General features: G+C 49.3%; 10 protein-coding genes. 8 read left to right on the forward strand and 2 right to left on the reverse strand.

Annotated elements, in window-relative coordinates:
• Positions 1–578: 578 nt before the first annotated feature.
• Positions 579–830 (reverse strand): hypothetical protein, encoded by a 252-nt coding sequence (locus T496_RS0102525; protein ID WP_027449351.1) that lies wholly within the window; start codon positions 828–830, stop codon positions 579–581.
• 307 nt (positions 831–1,137) lie between these two features.
• Entirely contained in the window at positions 1,138–2,907 is a 1,770-nt protein-coding gene (locus T496_RS0102530; protein ID WP_027449352.1) for a hypothetical protein, read from the reverse strand.
• Positions 2,908–3,361: 454 nt separating this feature from the next.
• On the opposite strand from T496_RS0102530, the gene T496_RS0102540 reads away from it, so the two are divergent.
• The 8 genes from T496_RS0102540 to T496_RS0102575 all read left to right on the forward strand — a co-directional run bounded on the left by T496_RS0102540 (position 3,362) and on the right by T496_RS0102575 (position 16,081).
• Entirely contained in the window at positions 3,362–4,711 is a 1,350-nt protein-coding gene (locus T496_RS0102540; RefSeq protein ID WP_027449353.1) for a DUF3575 domain-containing protein, read from the forward strand.
• Positions 4,708–5,883: a hypothetical protein gene (locus tag T496_RS0102545; RefSeq protein ID WP_155808614.1), complete on the forward strand. Its 1,176-nt coding sequence runs from the start codon at positions 4,708–4,710 to the stop codon at positions 5,881–5,883. Before T496_RS0102540 ends, T496_RS0102545 begins: the two co-directional genes overlap by 4 nt.
• Before the next feature lie 138 nt (positions 5,884–6,021).
• The gene (locus T496_RS0102550) at positions 6,022–7,392 is read left to right on the forward strand and encodes a fimbrillin family protein (protein WP_027449355.1); all 1,371 of its coding nucleotides are present in this window, start codon (positions 6,022–6,024) and stop codon (positions 7,390–7,392) included.
• On the forward strand, positions 7,382–8,680 hold the full coding sequence (locus T496_RS0102555; protein WP_027449356.1) for a fimbrillin family protein: 1,299 nt from the start codon (positions 7,382–7,384) through the stop codon (positions 8,678–8,680). The genes T496_RS0102550 and T496_RS0102555 overlap by 11 nt, the downstream gene beginning before the upstream one ends.
• 38 nt (positions 8,681–8,718) lie before the next feature.
• Entirely contained in the window at positions 8,719–10,887 is a 2,169-nt protein-coding gene (locus tag T496_RS0102560; protein WP_027449357.1) for a fimbrillin family protein, read from the forward strand.
• Positions 10,888–10,896: 9 nt separating this feature from the next.
• On the forward strand, positions 10,897–12,960 hold the full coding sequence (locus T496_RS0102565; RefSeq protein ID WP_027449358.1) for a fimbrillin family protein: 2,064 nt from the start codon (positions 10,897–10,899) through the stop codon (positions 12,958–12,960).
• 19 nt (positions 12,961–12,979) lie between these two features.
• Positions 12,980–14,809, forward strand: a complete 1,830-nt coding sequence (locus T496_RS0102570; protein WP_081783514.1) for a fimbrillin family protein — start codon at positions 12,980–12,982, stop codon at positions 14,807–14,809.
• A gap of 84 nt (positions 14,810–14,893) precedes the next feature.
• A complete protein-coding gene (locus T496_RS0102575; RefSeq protein WP_081783515.1) occupies positions 14,894–16,081 on the forward strand; it encodes a fimbrillin family protein in 1,188 nt (395 codons plus the stop codon).
• Positions 16,082–16,085: the final 4 nt, after the last annotated feature.

Genomic DNA, 16,085 nt, shown 5'->3' on the forward strand with positions numbered 1-16,085 from the left:
ACCATAAGTTTTGGTGTCGATCTAGAGTCTAGAATACCTCAATCTAGAGTCTAGATGACTCGATTCTAAAGTCTAGATTGCGAGAGTCTAGAGTCTAGAATAGATGATTCTAGGGTCTAGAACCGACCCATCTAGGGGCTAGATCAGGGCCATCTAGGGTCTAGAATCGAGTCATCCAGGGGCTAGATCAGACCCAAAAGTGCCACTATTAGAAGTCAAAACTAAAGGAATAAGAACATTATTCGGCCAGAATAACAAAACAAAACAGCAAGAAGGAACTATCTACTCCCCTCCATACAGGGAGGGGCCGGGGGTGGGTCTCCCTCCCTTTTCCTCCCCCTTGGGGAGGTCAGGAAGGGGTCAAATAATTGGCGGCACCTGCTTCATGGTATTGAAGCCGGCGCCGCCGAAGAATTGGTTAAGGTGAATCAATATGATGGGTTTACAAACATGCCAAAACTATCGTTAATAAGGCTAAGAGGTAAGCTCCGTAGAGGATAATCCAAATACTTTCCTGCTCGAGTATTAGCCTAATGCGCTGATAGCGCAAACTTGTCTTTTCCATGGCGCTCTGTTATTTAAAGATCGATATCACCGCTAAAGCAAATATCGCCTTGTACAATATTAATATAATAGTAACCCGAGATGTATGAAGGAATCACCACTTTGGTGGCACCCTTAGCTACATAGATGGTGTACTCCACCTCTTCGTCTTCGTTGAGCAGGTCAATCTGTCCTTCTACCAATGGTGCACTGAAGTTCAGTGTGTGTCCATCTACGGTAACCACGGGGATGACAGGCTTTGCGGGAGCCTTACGAACAGGTTTCATAACCTGCATAGGGTTAGTGAATTGGTGTGCGTACAAACTTAAAACATAGGCTGAAGATACCTGGGCGCTGGCAACAAGCAACCCAGCGAACAACAGCGAACTTAAAACTGATACAAACTTTTTCATTTCTTTCTACTATAGGTTTAAGTGATGCATTGATTTTAGTCGATGCAAAGTTACGAAAACATTCCAGAAAGAAATATCAAAATTGGATTTTTTCTATAAGTCAAAATAAGTCAAAACGCAAAATAAGTCATTGCAATAAACTACACATCAGCGACTTATAAAAAAAATAAGTCAAAATAAGTCAAAGGTCCTTTGAAGCCAAAAAAAGCCCTCTTTTTAGTCCGTGTGCACCTTTTACACCAAACAATTTCATGTTGGCACGGGCCTTTGCCTTGGTGATTGTTTGAGGTATTGAACCCGTGAGATTGCCGATGGAAGCATCGTCGAAGCCCAGCAATATCAGTATGCAGACGTTCAACTCTAGTGGCGATAGTTTCTTTTCCTCGACCAGCATGTGGTGCATGGCAGGCATCTCTTTAGAGAACTGCAGCACCAAGGCGCGCCATTCCGCCTGACGGGGCGAAGGCTTTTCGAGCTTATTGTCCTGCTTTCGGCGGAACACCTTAGCGATAACGCTCTCATCAAACTTCTCAAGACTATCTTTGTCTGTGGGCAATCCGCTGGAAGCCTCCAGTCGTTCGATGGTTTGGCGCAGTTCTTTCTCTTTCTTCTCCTTATCGGCAATCAGTTTCTTGATGTCACGGTTGTTAAGTGTCAACAACTCGCTCTGCACAACCTGATACTCCTTTTTAGCATCGGAAAGCGACTTAGACAACAAATCGATCTCCTCTTGCTTTTTCCTCTTATAGCTCAGATACAACTTATAGGCCAGCGCAACGCCCAGTAAGACGGTGAACAGAATGCCGATAGTCCAAATACGAGCGATGCGTGCATTGTGAGCCTCTTGTTCTGCCAATTTCTGACTGCGGCTATAGTTATACATGGACGACATTTGATGGATGGCATCTATCTGCATCTGATTATGAACAGAATCCAATGCTTGTTCATGAAGAAGAGCAAAGTGCAGCACTGAATCCATATTATGCTTTTTATGATAAAGAGACATCAGTCCCTTATATGCGTCAACCGTAAAACACGTATTAACCGCCTTTCGGAAGTCTTTTTCAGCCGCATCCACCTTTCCCACAGCCTGTTCGTAGACACCGCGGATATAATAATAGTTCTCTCGACCTTTTTCAATATTACCTCGAGCATCGAATAGACCCGACTCATGTTCAAATATGTCCATAACTCGTCGTGCCTCGTCCAATTGTCCACGCTCTATATAGATAAATACCGATGAAACCAAAGCATCGGCCGCTTCACGGTCTTCACCAAGTTTCTTCAACGACTTATAAGTATCGTTGATGATAGCCAACACGCTATCTTTCTCATCAAGTTGGTAATAAGGATTGATTAATCGCTCTTTTGCAATGATATATTCTTTCTCCGAATCGGTTTTGTGGATATAGTCAATGTAATGTCGCAAAGCCCAGATTTCATCGTGGGGCAGGTTTTGATTGCCATAAATCAAAGACATTTGTCCATAAACAGGTATCAGCACATCGTAGTCGCATTCGTCGCTCAGCGTGTCGGCACATTCGATAGCATCGTAGAAAGCCTGCAAAGCCTGAGGGGCCTCGCCCATATCGCTATACACACGGCCCAACAGATAGTTAGCCAGCAAGCGCTCGTTGTCGGTACCATGGTGGTTGTAGTAATCGGCCACCTCTTTTGCGATGGAATCGGACGAAAATAGCACATTTGCCTTATTTTGCGCCTTCATCTTCACCAGCTCATAGTGCATGCGATCGCCCTTGCTCCAGTGGTCCGCCTTGTCTTCATAGACTTTCAACATGGTCAACGCCGAATCAGGATGCTCGTCGGCTATCTGATTGATAGCCTCCAGCTCGTTCATGGCCTTCTGGTCGTGGCAACCGGTCAGTGCAAGCACCGCCAGTGCTATATATGCAAGAAAAGAGAGCGTCTTTTTCTGAAAAACAATCATCATAACTAATACTAATCTATTTCAATGGACTAAGATTTGGAATGCAAAGATACAATTAAAAGTCGGAAAAACAAAATAAAAATTCAGCCCGGCCGAATAAAAACGCCATTTAATCGCTATAAACTGAAAACTTTTTCAAAATGTGCAAGTTTTTCCAGCGGAGCAAAGCGAACTTGAGGTCCGAAAAAATCACCATAAAAAATCGCAACAAAACGTACAATTACAGTTGGCATAAAATGCATAAAAACAGAAAAAGGAAAGCAAAATGGCGCAAAATAGAACAGTTTGTGCATAAATAATGTAAAGGAGTCGTTAAACATTGTAAAAATCACACCCTTTGTTTTTTATCTAAATAATTTTGACTAACTTTGCATCCGAAAATAGAATTGCTACAAAACTCTACGTTTAAGTGCAAGCATTAGTCAACCATTTAAGAATAAGTATTTTTGCTACTATTATGATTCTCGGCTTATCAAACGGATGGGCCGAGAAGATAGATACATTGCGCTACAGACAGTTGCCGGGCTACCCCTTTGTCTATGTGTCTGACGCCTATGTCAGCACGCCCCCTGCCATTAGCGATTCGCTGTTCGACATGGTGGCACGAGGCATCCGCTTCAGAGTGAACCGCACGGAATTGCTGGAAGACGATCCCTTCATCACGCTCTATAACGACAGTCTGGTGCCGCTGCTCAAGCAGCAGAACCTGGTGCTGCGACAGGTGTTTGTGAAGGGTGCCGCCTCACCCGAGGGCCCCTACTGGAACAACATCCGATTGAGTCGCGAACGCACGAAGCGCCTGATCGAGTTTCTGAAGAGCAATCTGGATCAGCCCATTGGCAACTGCAAGACCGACGCGAAGTGCGTGACCGAGGACTATGCCTACCTGGTGAAGCTGATGGAACTGGCCGGCGACGAAGAGTATGAGCAGGTGCGCGCCATCTGGGAGCACAGCAAGGGCGACGAACACCAATGCAAGCGCGAGCTGATGGCCCTGAACGGCGGCAAGACCTGGAACCGACTGCTGCAGGTGTACTACCCCACCCTGCGCCAGAGCCGCGTGGTGTTGTGGTTCACGGTGAACCCCGACCGCATCCAGTTCAAGGGCTGTCCGGTGAGCACAGAGGCATCCAACCCACTGCTGACGCCCCTGCCCGAGCAGTTGAACCTGATGCCCGCCACCTACAAGGCCTACACACGCCGCCACCTGATTGCAGCCAGGACCAACCTGCTGCACGATTTTGCATATATACCGCAGTTCGGCTTTGCGCCTAGCGGTAATATCCAATTGGAATACTACCCACTGACGGGACACTACACCTATAATGCAGGCTTCACATTCTCTAACCATCGCCACTGGCAGGACCATCAGTTCATGCAGGTGCGCGACGTGCAGTTAGAGCTGCGCCGCTACTTCAAGGGCGGTGGCGCTTTTCTGGGCACCTATCTGGGCGCCTACGCCCAAGGCACGGTCTATGGCATCGGCTTCAGCGAGACCAAGGGATGGGAAGGCGAAGGCGGCGGCGCGGGCCTGACGCTGGGCCACACCTGCCGACTGAACAAGAAAGGCAGCCTGCGACTGGAGCTGAGCCTCAGCATGGGTGCCTTCATCACCCGCTACGACCCCTACGTGTGGGGCAACCCCATCAACGGAACCATTGACGGGCTCTACTATTACAACTACCGTGGCAGCACGAGTCAGTTTAAGAAGCGCAACCACCGCTTCATGTGGTTTGGCCCCACCAACGCCGGACTGCACCTGACCTACGATATCATCTACAGAAAGAAAAAGGAGGTGACAAGATGACACGTACACCTATTTATTATATAGTAGTCGTCATGACGGTTGTGCTGGGCATGAGCTCGTGCATCGAACCACCGCTGCACCTGCCCGGACAGAACCTGGACTTCGTGATGCCGCAGGTGGAGACCGAGATGGACGTGGTGTGGGACGTGGACGTGGACATGGAGACCGACTGGTACTACGGATGGGACCTGAAGGACGACTCTATCTGGGGTTACATCGGCTACGAGCGCCCCTCGAGCTACGAGGTGCACCGCTACTACAAGGGCGACGACCCCAAGGCGAAGCACACCACCGACGAGGCGTTCTCTATTCGCGGCAACAGATTCCGCCGCTATTTCCAGTTTGGCTACTACGACATGCTGTTCTACAGCGACATCGACTCGAAAGACGGTACGCAGGTGCTGGTGATGCATGAGGAACTGGACTCGGTGACGGCCACCACCACGGGCACGCGAGGCATCTCGCGAAGCATCGTGGATCGCAGCCGCGCCAACGACAAAGATGGCTCGAGCGCCATCGGTCTGCTCAACCAGCCTGAGATCTTCTTCGGTGCCTACCCGGAAAACATCTTCATCTCGCACGACCTGGCCGACTATGAGTACGACCCCGTGGAGAATGTGTATATCAAGCACCTGGAGACCAAGTTGCGCCCGCTGGTGTATATCTACCTGGTGCAGTTTATCCTCTACAACAACGAGGATGGCAAGATCAAGGGTATCAACGGTAATGCGGCACTCTCGTCGATGGCCAGTTCGACCAACGTGAACACGGGCCACACGGGCAACAAGCCTGCGCTGATCTACTTCAACACGCGCATGAAGAAGGGCCTGACGGTGAAGGGTCGCAAGAGCGACGTGATTGGTGGAAAACTGACCACCTTCGGCCTCTGCGACAACGAGCCCTACACGCGTTCGGGTGCGAAATACATGGGATCGCGCGCTGCGCTGCGCAACTTCCTGTACTATGACCTGGTGTGGAAAGACGGACAGGTGAAGACCTACGAGTTTGACGTCACCGACCAATGTCGCGCGCAAGCGCACGGCGGCATCCTGACGGTGTGGGTGGACTGCGACAAGCTGACGCCACCCGACCCCGTGAACCAAGGCACCGGCAGTCTGTTCATACCTACGGTAGAGGACTACGACGAGGTGTTCTGGGAAATTGAGATATAAGGGAAAAAGCCTCCCCTAAAAGCCTCCCCTAAAAGCCTCCCCTAACCCCTCCGAAGGAGGGGGACTATGAACTCCAGAAGGAGGACAATACGAGACTAAGATTATTCACATTTTTATATATAATATTAAACCATTAAAATGAAAAAATTAGCATTCCTGGCAGTTGCCGCTGTAGCGCTTGCAAGCTGCAGCAGCGATGATCTGGTTGACCGATCAGCTGCCGAAAACGAAGCTCCTATCGCTTTTAGCGTGGAGAAGAAAAACATTACTCGTGCTGCTGAGCCACAGGCTCTAGAGAACCTTGGTCACTACAACTTCGGCGTGTGGGCTTACAAGTACAAAGATGGTCTTACCACCCAGAAGGTGATGGACAACTATCTGGTTGGTTACTCTAATGGTAGCGGTCTAGGTTATGACAAGTCTAAATCAACAACATGGGAAGCAAGTGCTGGTGATCTTGATGACCATAAGTCTCCTTGGTTCTATGAATATCTCGGAACTGCAGAGTATCTGAATGAAGATGCCTCAAAGGGATATACAAAATCACAGGCAGATTACATGTCAGCCAATGCTAATCAGTATCTTCGTTACTGGGACTTGAAGTACGCCAACACCAACTTCTATGCCTACGCTCCTTATCGTTCAGCTGGCGTTAGCTTCGACGAGAGCACAAAGATAATTACTGTAGCCAACACCGCTCAGGTAGCTGGTTATGATAAACCCTCACTGCAGGAGTTTATGTATGCAGGTGCTCAGGCTACCAATGCAGAGCTGAAGGACGTGAAGCTGAACTTCAAGCACCTGGGCGCACAAGTAAACCTGCGCTTCTATGAGGATGTACGTGGTTATAAAGTGGAGATTATCGATGTAACAACCGATGGTTCTGGCATTCAGGCTACTCCTGCTACCAAATCTGGTGACACTTACACCAAGGCTGACTATTACACCAGCTGCGGTGCAACCATCGACTTCACCAATGTTAGCACTCCTACTGCATCAGTTAACCACACAGATGCTTCAAAGACTCAGGCCAACCTGAAGTTCGTGATTCCTGGAACTGAAGACGGCCTGACTTCATATACGTCAAAGCTTAGCACTACATACAATGTAATCCCTGAAGTTGTTACAAGTGGTACGCAAGGCTATGCTAAGTCTTCTACCATTTATTATCCCGTAGCTCAGCCTACTACCAGCGAAGTTGGTTTCACCTTCCACGTATCTTATAAGCTGATTGCTGAGGACAACGGCGAGGAAATCACTGTTCACAATGCCCGTGTCTATGTGCCTGCAAAGAACGGTTCAGAGTTTATCGCTGCTTGGCAGCCTAACACCAAGTACACCTATACTTTCAAGATTACTAAGGATTCTAAGGGTACAACCGATCCAGATGATACTGAAATTGATATCGAAAATCCTACAGTTCCTGCAAATCCCACTGTTTATCCTATCGTATTCGACGGTGCTACTGTTGTGGATTACGACACTAAAGATAGTTCAAGTGATTTCTAATCATACAATCAACAAGACACTAAGCTGGTGGACTGGCGCACTCCTGTTGTGCGCCAGCCTCACCGCTTGTTCTTCAGACTCTACTTTCCTGGATGAGGATACGGACGATGGACGCGTGCCCATGCAGTTCAGTCAGGCAGTGATGAGTGCACCGGTGATGAAAGCACCGACACGTGCAGCATCAAGCAACTACCTGACACAGGGTTTCCTGGTGAGCTGCTGGAAGGGCTTTGCCACCGCCAAACAGGCCGTCATCATGGATAAGTATGAGGTGAAATACAAAACAGACGCTTGGGCCAACCTGTCGAAATGGGACTATGTTGGCTCTAAGACCGAAGGCTACTACAAAACACAGATTGAGCGCTATTGGGATGCCTCGGCTTTCCCCTACCGCTTCTATGCCATCAGCCCCTGTCCTGCTCAGGACGCCATCGCCAACTTCACCCTGGATGCCAGCACGTTGGAGATTCCTGCCACCGTGGCTTACGTCTATCAGACCTGCAACAACGGTGTGCTGACTGCAGGTGCCGAGCCTTACATGCCGGCACAGGTGGCTTGCAACGATGGCTCTAACACCAAAGACGTGGACCTGCTGAACGGCAGCACGTTTATCAGCAAAGACCGCACAGAGAATGGCGCTACCACCAAGTACGACCGCTACGTGGCGCTGCCCTTCCACCACCTGACGTCTAAGGTGCGCTTTGCCATCTACAACAACTACGGCAAGGAGACACCTGCCAACTTCTACTTATATAATATAAAGGTGAAAGTTGTTTCCGACAACTTCGTCACCGAGGGTCATGGCTACACAGCCGACCTCGCCGGCAGCGACATGCTGCATGGTGCCTTCACCACCACGACGAAGGCCGCCAACGACAGCCAGAGACTGCTGCTGCAGACCGACGACAACAAGCAGGGCGACCTGAACAAGGCCATCGACCGCGAGCACGCCTACTACTGCGAATGCAAAGATGGCATGCTGCAGATACCACAAACGGGAGTGAAGATGACCATCTCCTTTGATGTCTACGGACTGGACTACGAGAGCGATTTCACTAGTACCGACGGTCATATTGTGTATGACAAGACAAACAAGACCATCCACTACACGGACATCGCTATTAAAGACGACAAGAAGAATATAGATTCCTTTAACTGGGAGTCGAACTACATATACACGTACATCATCAAGGTGACGGAGTTCTATCCGCTGACCATCGACTTCAGCGCAGAGCTGATGCCTTGGACGAATGTTTACGGCGACATCGAGACCAACCTCGAGCAATAAATCTATCACAGAATCATAATTAAAAAACAATAACCAAAATGAAAAATCTCTTTTTCCCGCTGTTAGCCGCTACCGCACTGGTAACCACAGCATGTTCAAACAGTTTGGAGGACGATGCTTCTGTCATCGACCCAAGTAACAAAACAGCCATCTCATTCGTAGGCGAAGACAACGCTGCCATGACTCGTGCCGGATTCGCTGCTAACACACAGATTGCTATGCATATCCGCAGTACAAAGGATGCCAGCAACATCCGTGAGACTCGCACCTTTGCTTATGCTTCTAAAGATGAAACACTGGATGAAAATTCTTATTCAACGATTGAAGCTCCCACTGATGCAAATGTACGCTATTGGGATGATGCCTATGGTCGCGATGCCAACCTATCTGTTTTTGCAATAGCTGTTCCTGGAGAAATTACCCCTACAAACAACAAGAAGAGCCTCATCAATCTTCTTTCAGGTGGTGACGGATGGAGCGCTGGAGCGCTGGTTGATACCATCTCATGGACAGTATCAACTATTCAAACCACAGACTCCATCAATAAACAGGACCTAACATTCAGTAAAAACATCAGCGAAAACGGTAATGGTGGTGCCAAAGCATTCAATTATACAACTTCTGCTTACGATGACGTTCAAAACGGTTGTCTGAAGTTCCGCTTGAAAGATAATACATTGACGGACGGTCCCGGTAAGTTCGACCAAGGTAATCTGCAGTTCACTCACGCCCTGAGCCGCATCACCATCAACCTCATCAAAGGTACCGGCTATGGTGATGGTTCGTTCAATTTTGCTACAGGCACCAACGTAAAGATCCTTGGTGTACCAACTACTGGTAGATTGAACCTAGAGACGGGTGCATGGACCACTCTTGCATCGAAAGGCATCGAAAAGATGGCAACAACAACTCTCGCTTCCGGAGCTAGCTATTCATTGCTGGCACAGATTTTGCCAGGCTATGTTATTAATAAGGGTAAAGATACCAACGTGCTGGAGTTCACCATCGATGACAACAAATACTTCATCACACAGGATATGATGTTCAATGTCTTGGATGGAAAGACTGGCATCACAGAAAACACAAGTACCGCTATCACCATGGAGAAGGGGCGTAACTATGTGTTCAACATCACTGTAGGTAAGAGTAAGATTATCAACGTGACTGCTACACTTGAGCCATTCGTAAATGTGACTGCTACGGATCAGACCATGGATAACTCACACATAGAGGTTGGACTTTTCAAGAACGATAACGGAACGGCATGCACAAGCTTCGACCTCTACAGACTGAATGACGAATCAGCAGAAATCAATACAGGTGCAAGTACAGCTACGAACTGGAAAGGTAATTATACTGAAAAAGCAACACTTACCCCAAATGGAGACAAGTGGGAAACCAACTGGTTCTTTGAAAATAACAAATCATTCTATCACTTCCGTACTGTAGATAAAGGCAGAGCGATTGAGGGTACCGCAGATAATAATGTTGACGACTACTTCGTAATCACTTCAGGCAGTGACACCACTGCTTGCGACTATCACTGGGGTGCTCCTTTCAAGAACTCAACAACAAGTCCGATCCAATATAGCGAGTCTAATGGTTACACGACATTCCTCAGCCCTGCTATCGGTGCCACCAACTCTACCATCAACATGACAGAACTTCACATGATGAGTAACATCAAAGTGGTGCTGCAAACTACCAAGACTTCAAATGCAGTAGCTCTTGAGGCCAACAACAAACAATGCGAGGTTACACTAACATACTTTTATCCAACAGGTCAGGTGAAGATGGGTAATGGTTTGGTAACTCCAACCGGCACTCTCACAGATGATACATTTAAGGCACCTGCCAAAGGCATTGACGAAACAGATGCGACATACAATAAGACAAGTGCATTCTCCTATGCTGTAGTTCCACAGGCTTTAGTTCGAACCTCAGGCACTAATGTCTATGTAGGCATCACCATCAAGACTCCCGATGACAACCAGTATTATGTAGTGAAGTCATTGGCAGAGATTGCTGCAACAAATAATGGCGGAAGCCAGAATCAGGGAACCAATGCCATCAACTTCTGGTATCCTAACCACAGCTACACCTACACCTTCACTTTGACAAAGGCAGGTATCAAGAGTGTGACCTGCACCGTGGAAAAATGGGTTGACGTAACCGCAAACAACAAAGATATTACTCTGGAAGACTAATTCTCTGTAATGACAGATAAGAATTTCATATATACGCTGATGACCTCATTTGTGCTGGTACTTGGTGCCTGCACAAGTGAGGACGTGAGCGATTCGTTTGACAGGACGGCTGATGGCACGATAGACTTCAATGTTGGTGTTGAGGCTTCGCCTGTCAACCGCACCGTTACTCGTGGCGGCGAGTTTTCGTCTTCCAAGTACTATGCCATGAAGGCTGGTACGCAGGTGCGACTGAAGGTGGATGGTACATGGGCAGGAAAGGATCCTGAAGCTATCAGTAAAAAGACCACATGCACCACAATAGCTGCCACTGATGCCGCACCAACCATCAATGCCTTGTCGTTTACAGAGAACGAAATGCTCTATTGGGACGATTATGGCACAGGCGATCCCAACAACAAGACCAACACTGATAATGGCTTGAAAGTACTTGGCGTAGCTGTGGATGGCATGGCTGAGGTTCCTGCTGTAAAAGACACAGAGTGGGAGAGTCTTACTTGGCCTGTTATCACCGATGGCAAGGATGTTCTTAATAGTGACATCATCGTATCGAACAACCTTTTTACGGATCCTTATAAGTTTGTGAAGCCAACAAAGGAAAATGTTCGTAACATGATTTTCGTTCATCCGTTGAGCAAGATCACATTCAACCTCACGGCTTCCGATGGTTTTACCAAGGGCTCTGTTGGTGCTACCGATAAGAAATTTGAGAAAGACCCGCGCGTCATCATGACCAATGCCACGGAATTAGCCGATACTGCAGACGTTTCTAAGAACTACGTCCTTGCAACTGGTACTGTCAATATCCAGAAAGCAACAGCTGAGAGCGACGGCCAAACATCAAAGGTAATTGCAGGAACAACAAGTACGACCGACAAGAATGTTACCGTAATCAAGCAGGCTATTGTCTATCCTGGTACACAACTTGGAGCTCGTGATGATGCCGTGATTGCCATCGTAAATGCCGACGACAACATCTACTATATCAAAGCGAAGGAAATTCATAAAGCCATTGATGATGCAACGGGACATACTGACTACAAGACACTTCCCGGCTACAACTACATTATCAATGTGACAGTCAAGAAGACAGGTATTATCCTGACTGCTACTGTTACCAAGTGGATAGATGTTGAGGCCGAGGAAGCCCACCCAGAGATTAACATTGAAGTACCTATAGGAGCTGGGAATGACGATGCCTTACCTCCTGGATTTAATGGCTTTGACCTCTATCGTAACGATAAAAACATAGCCAAAGGCTATACGAAGGATGCAACTCCTACTGTTGATACTAACGGAGACGTTACGTTTACAAATACATTATATTGGACGCACCATTACCAGCACTATCATTTCCGCGGCATCTATCCGACAGGTACTCCGGTGGAGGAGGATGCAACAGACCAACATCAGTATGTAGAGGTTGAAAATGGTGCGTACGATGCCAACACATTCCCCTGCAACTTCGTACTGGGCATGCCAGAGATTGGCGAGAACACTCCCTGTGGCAACCCTGACCACGAGAACGTATATATGGACAAGGATGGCATCTGTGCCCGTAAGGCTGCCATCAACCTGAACTTCCGCTATATGATGAGTCAGGTGGAGGTAACACTGAAATCAAGTGCTGAAGGTTCAGACAACTATGTGGACCTGACCTATGCCGAGGTGGATTTGGTGAATGTAGGTACCGAAGGACACATCCTGCTGAGCGACCGCTCGGCCGTGGTTACGAAGTATGCCAACGAGGAAGCCCTTCATAGCATTGACAGCCGACACTACCACGGCATCATCGTGCCTCAGCTGCTGGAGAATACGGCCAAGGGAAAGGTGCTGTTCAGGATTACCGTCTATAGCGACGCCACCAAGACAAAGAAGGATGTCTATTATGCTGAGGTGGCTCCTATCAAGGTCAAGGTGGCAGGCTCTACAGACGCCGCTGCACCTACAGACAGATGGCAGTCTGGCGTTCACTATGTTTACGACCTGAAGATCACCAAGACAGAAGTGTCGGCTACGGCATCGCTGACCGACTGGCAGACGGTGGAAGCAGAAGAGAATGTATGGTTCTAATCATATAAGCTATTAGTAAATGACAATCAAAAGATACATCATACTCGCACTATCGGCACTGACAATGGCTGGATGCAGCAACGACGACGATGCCTCGCTGGTTCAGGAGCGCTTGCCCCTGACATTCGAGACATCGCTCTCGGGCAGTAGTCTGGTGACACGCGCCGCTGGCAGCACGATAGAAGCCGACGACAAGCTGTTGTGCTACGTGCGCCACATCGCTGACCAACAAGCAGATCCCGTGCAGAGCAAACTGGTGACCATCATCAATGATGCGCCTACCGAGCCCCTCTACTGGGATGACTTCAGCGAATCGACAGCAGATGGCGCCAAGGACCTGCGCACCAGCGGTCACGGACTACAGTCGTTCTACGGCTACTGCTATAATGGCGGTACGCCAACGACGGCACTTGATGAAGCAACGGGTGTCCTGGGTTGGACCACCACTGCCGACCAGACAACTGCCGAGGCGCTGAAGGAGAACGACCTGCTGTGGTCGGACGCTCAGAGTATGATAACCTATCATCATGCTAAGGACAAGCATGGCACGCTGACAGTGCCTTTCTATCACGCCATGAGCAAGTTTACCATCGTGGTGGTGCTGGACAAGGGCTTTCAGGCTGACGACCTGGCAACCACTACAGTCACCCTGGCAGGCATGAACCTGAATGGCACCTTCACGGCGCCAGACTCGACGGTCACCGCTACGGGAACTACCTCCGTGAAGATGTATGCCAACGCAGCCTCAACGACAGAGGCAGGCAAGCCATGTCGCACCTACGAGGCTGTGGCTGTACCACTGACTGCACTGACCGACGGCAAATTGCTGGCCACGATTCAGTCGGTGGATGGCAACGACTATGAGGTGGTGCTCAACTCGGACGTACTGAACAGTTGGCAGGATGGCATCAAGAACGATGCCAGCATCAGCGGCGTGAACTATAAGCTCACCGTGACACTGAACAAGCAGGCCATCAGTCTGGTAGCCACGCTGGCCGACTGGACCGACGTGAGCGCTGAAACTATTGGCGAAATCAACTTCACCGCAGACGTGAAGACCATCAACAAGACCAACAACGCCAGTCTGAAGGCCGGCGACTCGTTCTCGCTGTGGCGCTCTACCGACAATACCGACTTCGACACGATGGCCACCACAGCAACATACGACGGCAGCAAGTTTGTCAACAGTCCAGTCATCTACTGGCCCAACGGCAGCACCAACTATTATTTCCGTGCATTGGCCCAGAAGACCAACGAGAAAACACTGGAGGCTGTCACCACGATGGAGGCTCATCAAGGCACCGACCTGCTGTGGGCTACCACCGCTGCACACACAGGAACGGAAGCCGATGGCACCACCACACATGACTATGCCGAAGGCGATGCCATCAATCCCCGCACGGGCGACGTGCCCCTAGTGTTCAAGCACGTGATGAGCAACGTAAAGGTAGAACTGAAGACCAGCGATGACGCCTCTGCCGTTGACCTAACAGATGCCACGGTGACCATCACCAACCTGAAGAACAAGGGTACTGTCAGTCTGGCAACAGGTGTTGTCACGGCTGGTACAACCAAAGCCACCATTCCGGTGGAGGACGAGACGATCATGGTGCCACAACACATCACAGATGCGTCAAGACTGGTCATCACCCTGAAAGATGGTACGACCTACTCGGTGCAGCTGAACCTTTGTGAGGATGACACACAACAGGTCATCACCAATTGGCTTGGCGGTAATAAGTACACCTACACCATCACACTGACGAAAGAAGCTATTCAGTTCCGTGCCCTGATCAAGGATTGGACCGAGAACACAGGCAGTGGCAATGCAACACTGGATTGGGACTAGAGGGGTGCGGCTGCGCCGCAAGATGAGAGATGAGAGATGAGAGGTGAGAAGTGAGAGGTGAGAGGTACTTTTAAGTGAGAAGACGTGAAGAATTGGTATAACATATATTTAAGCTTTGTATTGCTGTTGGCAGGGTGTACTGCTGAACAGGAGACATACGACGGTGGACAGCAGATGGAGCGCATGCCGGTGCTTTTCTCTGCCGGCAATACGGATGCGGTCATCACGCGTGCCGCTTCGGCTTCCTTTATGCCAAAGGATGGCCGCTTCGTGTGCTCGATGTTCTTCCATGCTGGTGCTAACGACGACAACGACACGGAGTTCTACTCTGAGACCAAGGAGTTGTCGGAGGATGTCAACATGACAACGGCATGGCTGAAAATCAGCAACACCGTTGGCAACGCCGTCTATTGGAACAATGCCTACGCAGCAGCCACAAAGACCGACAGCTATGGTTTCGACGAGGCAGCCAAGTGTTTCTACTGGCAGAACCGACTGAACCATATCTTCTTGGCACTGGCCGACTACAACAAGCTGAACAGCGATGATGGCACGGATGCAGGCAATCTGAAACTGTATCCCAACGTCACCACGCAGTACAAAGACCAGTATATGATGGCCTATGACCTGACCCGTGGCGACAAGACTGACATGACACAGCAACCCGACCCCATCCTAGCTGTAGAGGTAGCCAAGCCCTCAGGTGCTACACCCGAGGCCAACCGCGTAAAACTGTTCTTCAAGCACCAGTTCTCGCAGATTCAGGTCAACCTAAAGAACTCGCAGGATGCATCGGTCACCATCGCCCCCGAACAAATATTGAGCGTAGAACTGCTAGGCGTTGCCGAAACAGGCTATGTGGCCTACTGCATACAGACCGACGGCAGTGTGCCCGCCACCACGTCGGTCCCCATCAATGTGGACGATGCTAGATACAGTGCCACGAAGAAAGACAATCCCTATGGTTCGCTCTTCAACATGTTTGAGCGCACCACCACGACACCCGGCTACCTGAAATCGTTCGAGGCCATCGCCTTCGGCACACTGCAGGGCATCCGCATCACGTGGAAGGAATCAGATGCTGCCGATGCCGTGGTGCACAAGGCCACCTTCAAAGGCGTGAAGAACCTGACGCTGGAGAGTGGCAAGAAATATATCTATAACATGGAGTTGCGACGTAGTCTGATAGCACAGGTCACAGCCGAGATTGCCGACTGGGAAACCGACAAGACGGTTTACGATGCTGATGCCACCATTCAAAATAACGAATAGAACA

The organism is Xylanibacter brevis P6B11 (assembly GCF_000621825.1).
Taxonomy (GTDB): domain Bacteria; phylum Bacteroidota; class Bacteroidia; order Bacteroidales; family Bacteroidaceae; genus Prevotella; species Prevotella brevis.

Bases quoted from the DNA above. Each gene is read 5' to 3' on its own strand.
- T496_RS0102525 (WP_027449351.1), bottom strand. From the start codon at position 830: ATGAAACCTGTTCGTAAGGCTCCCGCAAAGCCTGTCATCCCCGTGGTT.
- T496_RS0102530 (WP_027449352.1), bottom strand. From the start codon at position 2,907: ATGATGATTGTTTTTCAGAAAAAGACGCTCTCTTTTCTTGCATATATA.
- T496_RS0102540 (WP_027449353.1), top strand. From the start codon at position 3,362: ATGATTCTCGGCTTATCAAACGGATGGGCCGAGAAGATAGATACATTG.
- T496_RS0102545 (WP_155808614.1), top strand. From the start codon at position 4,708: ATGACACGTACACCTATTTATTATATAGTAGTCGTCATGACGGTTGTG.
- T496_RS0102550 (WP_027449355.1), top strand. From the start codon at position 6,022: ATGAAAAAATTAGCATTCCTGGCAGTTGCCGCTGTAGCGCTTGCAAGC.
- T496_RS0102560 (WP_027449357.1), top strand. From the start codon at position 8,719: ATGAAAAATCTCTTTTTCCCGCTGTTAGCCGCTACCGCACTGGTAACC.
- T496_RS0102565 (WP_027449358.1), top strand. From the start codon at position 10,897: ATGACAGATAAGAATTTCATATATACGCTGATGACCTCATTTGTGCTG.
- T496_RS0102570 (WP_081783514.1), top strand. From the start codon at position 12,980: ATGACAATCAAAAGATACATCATACTCGCACTATCGGCACTGACAATG.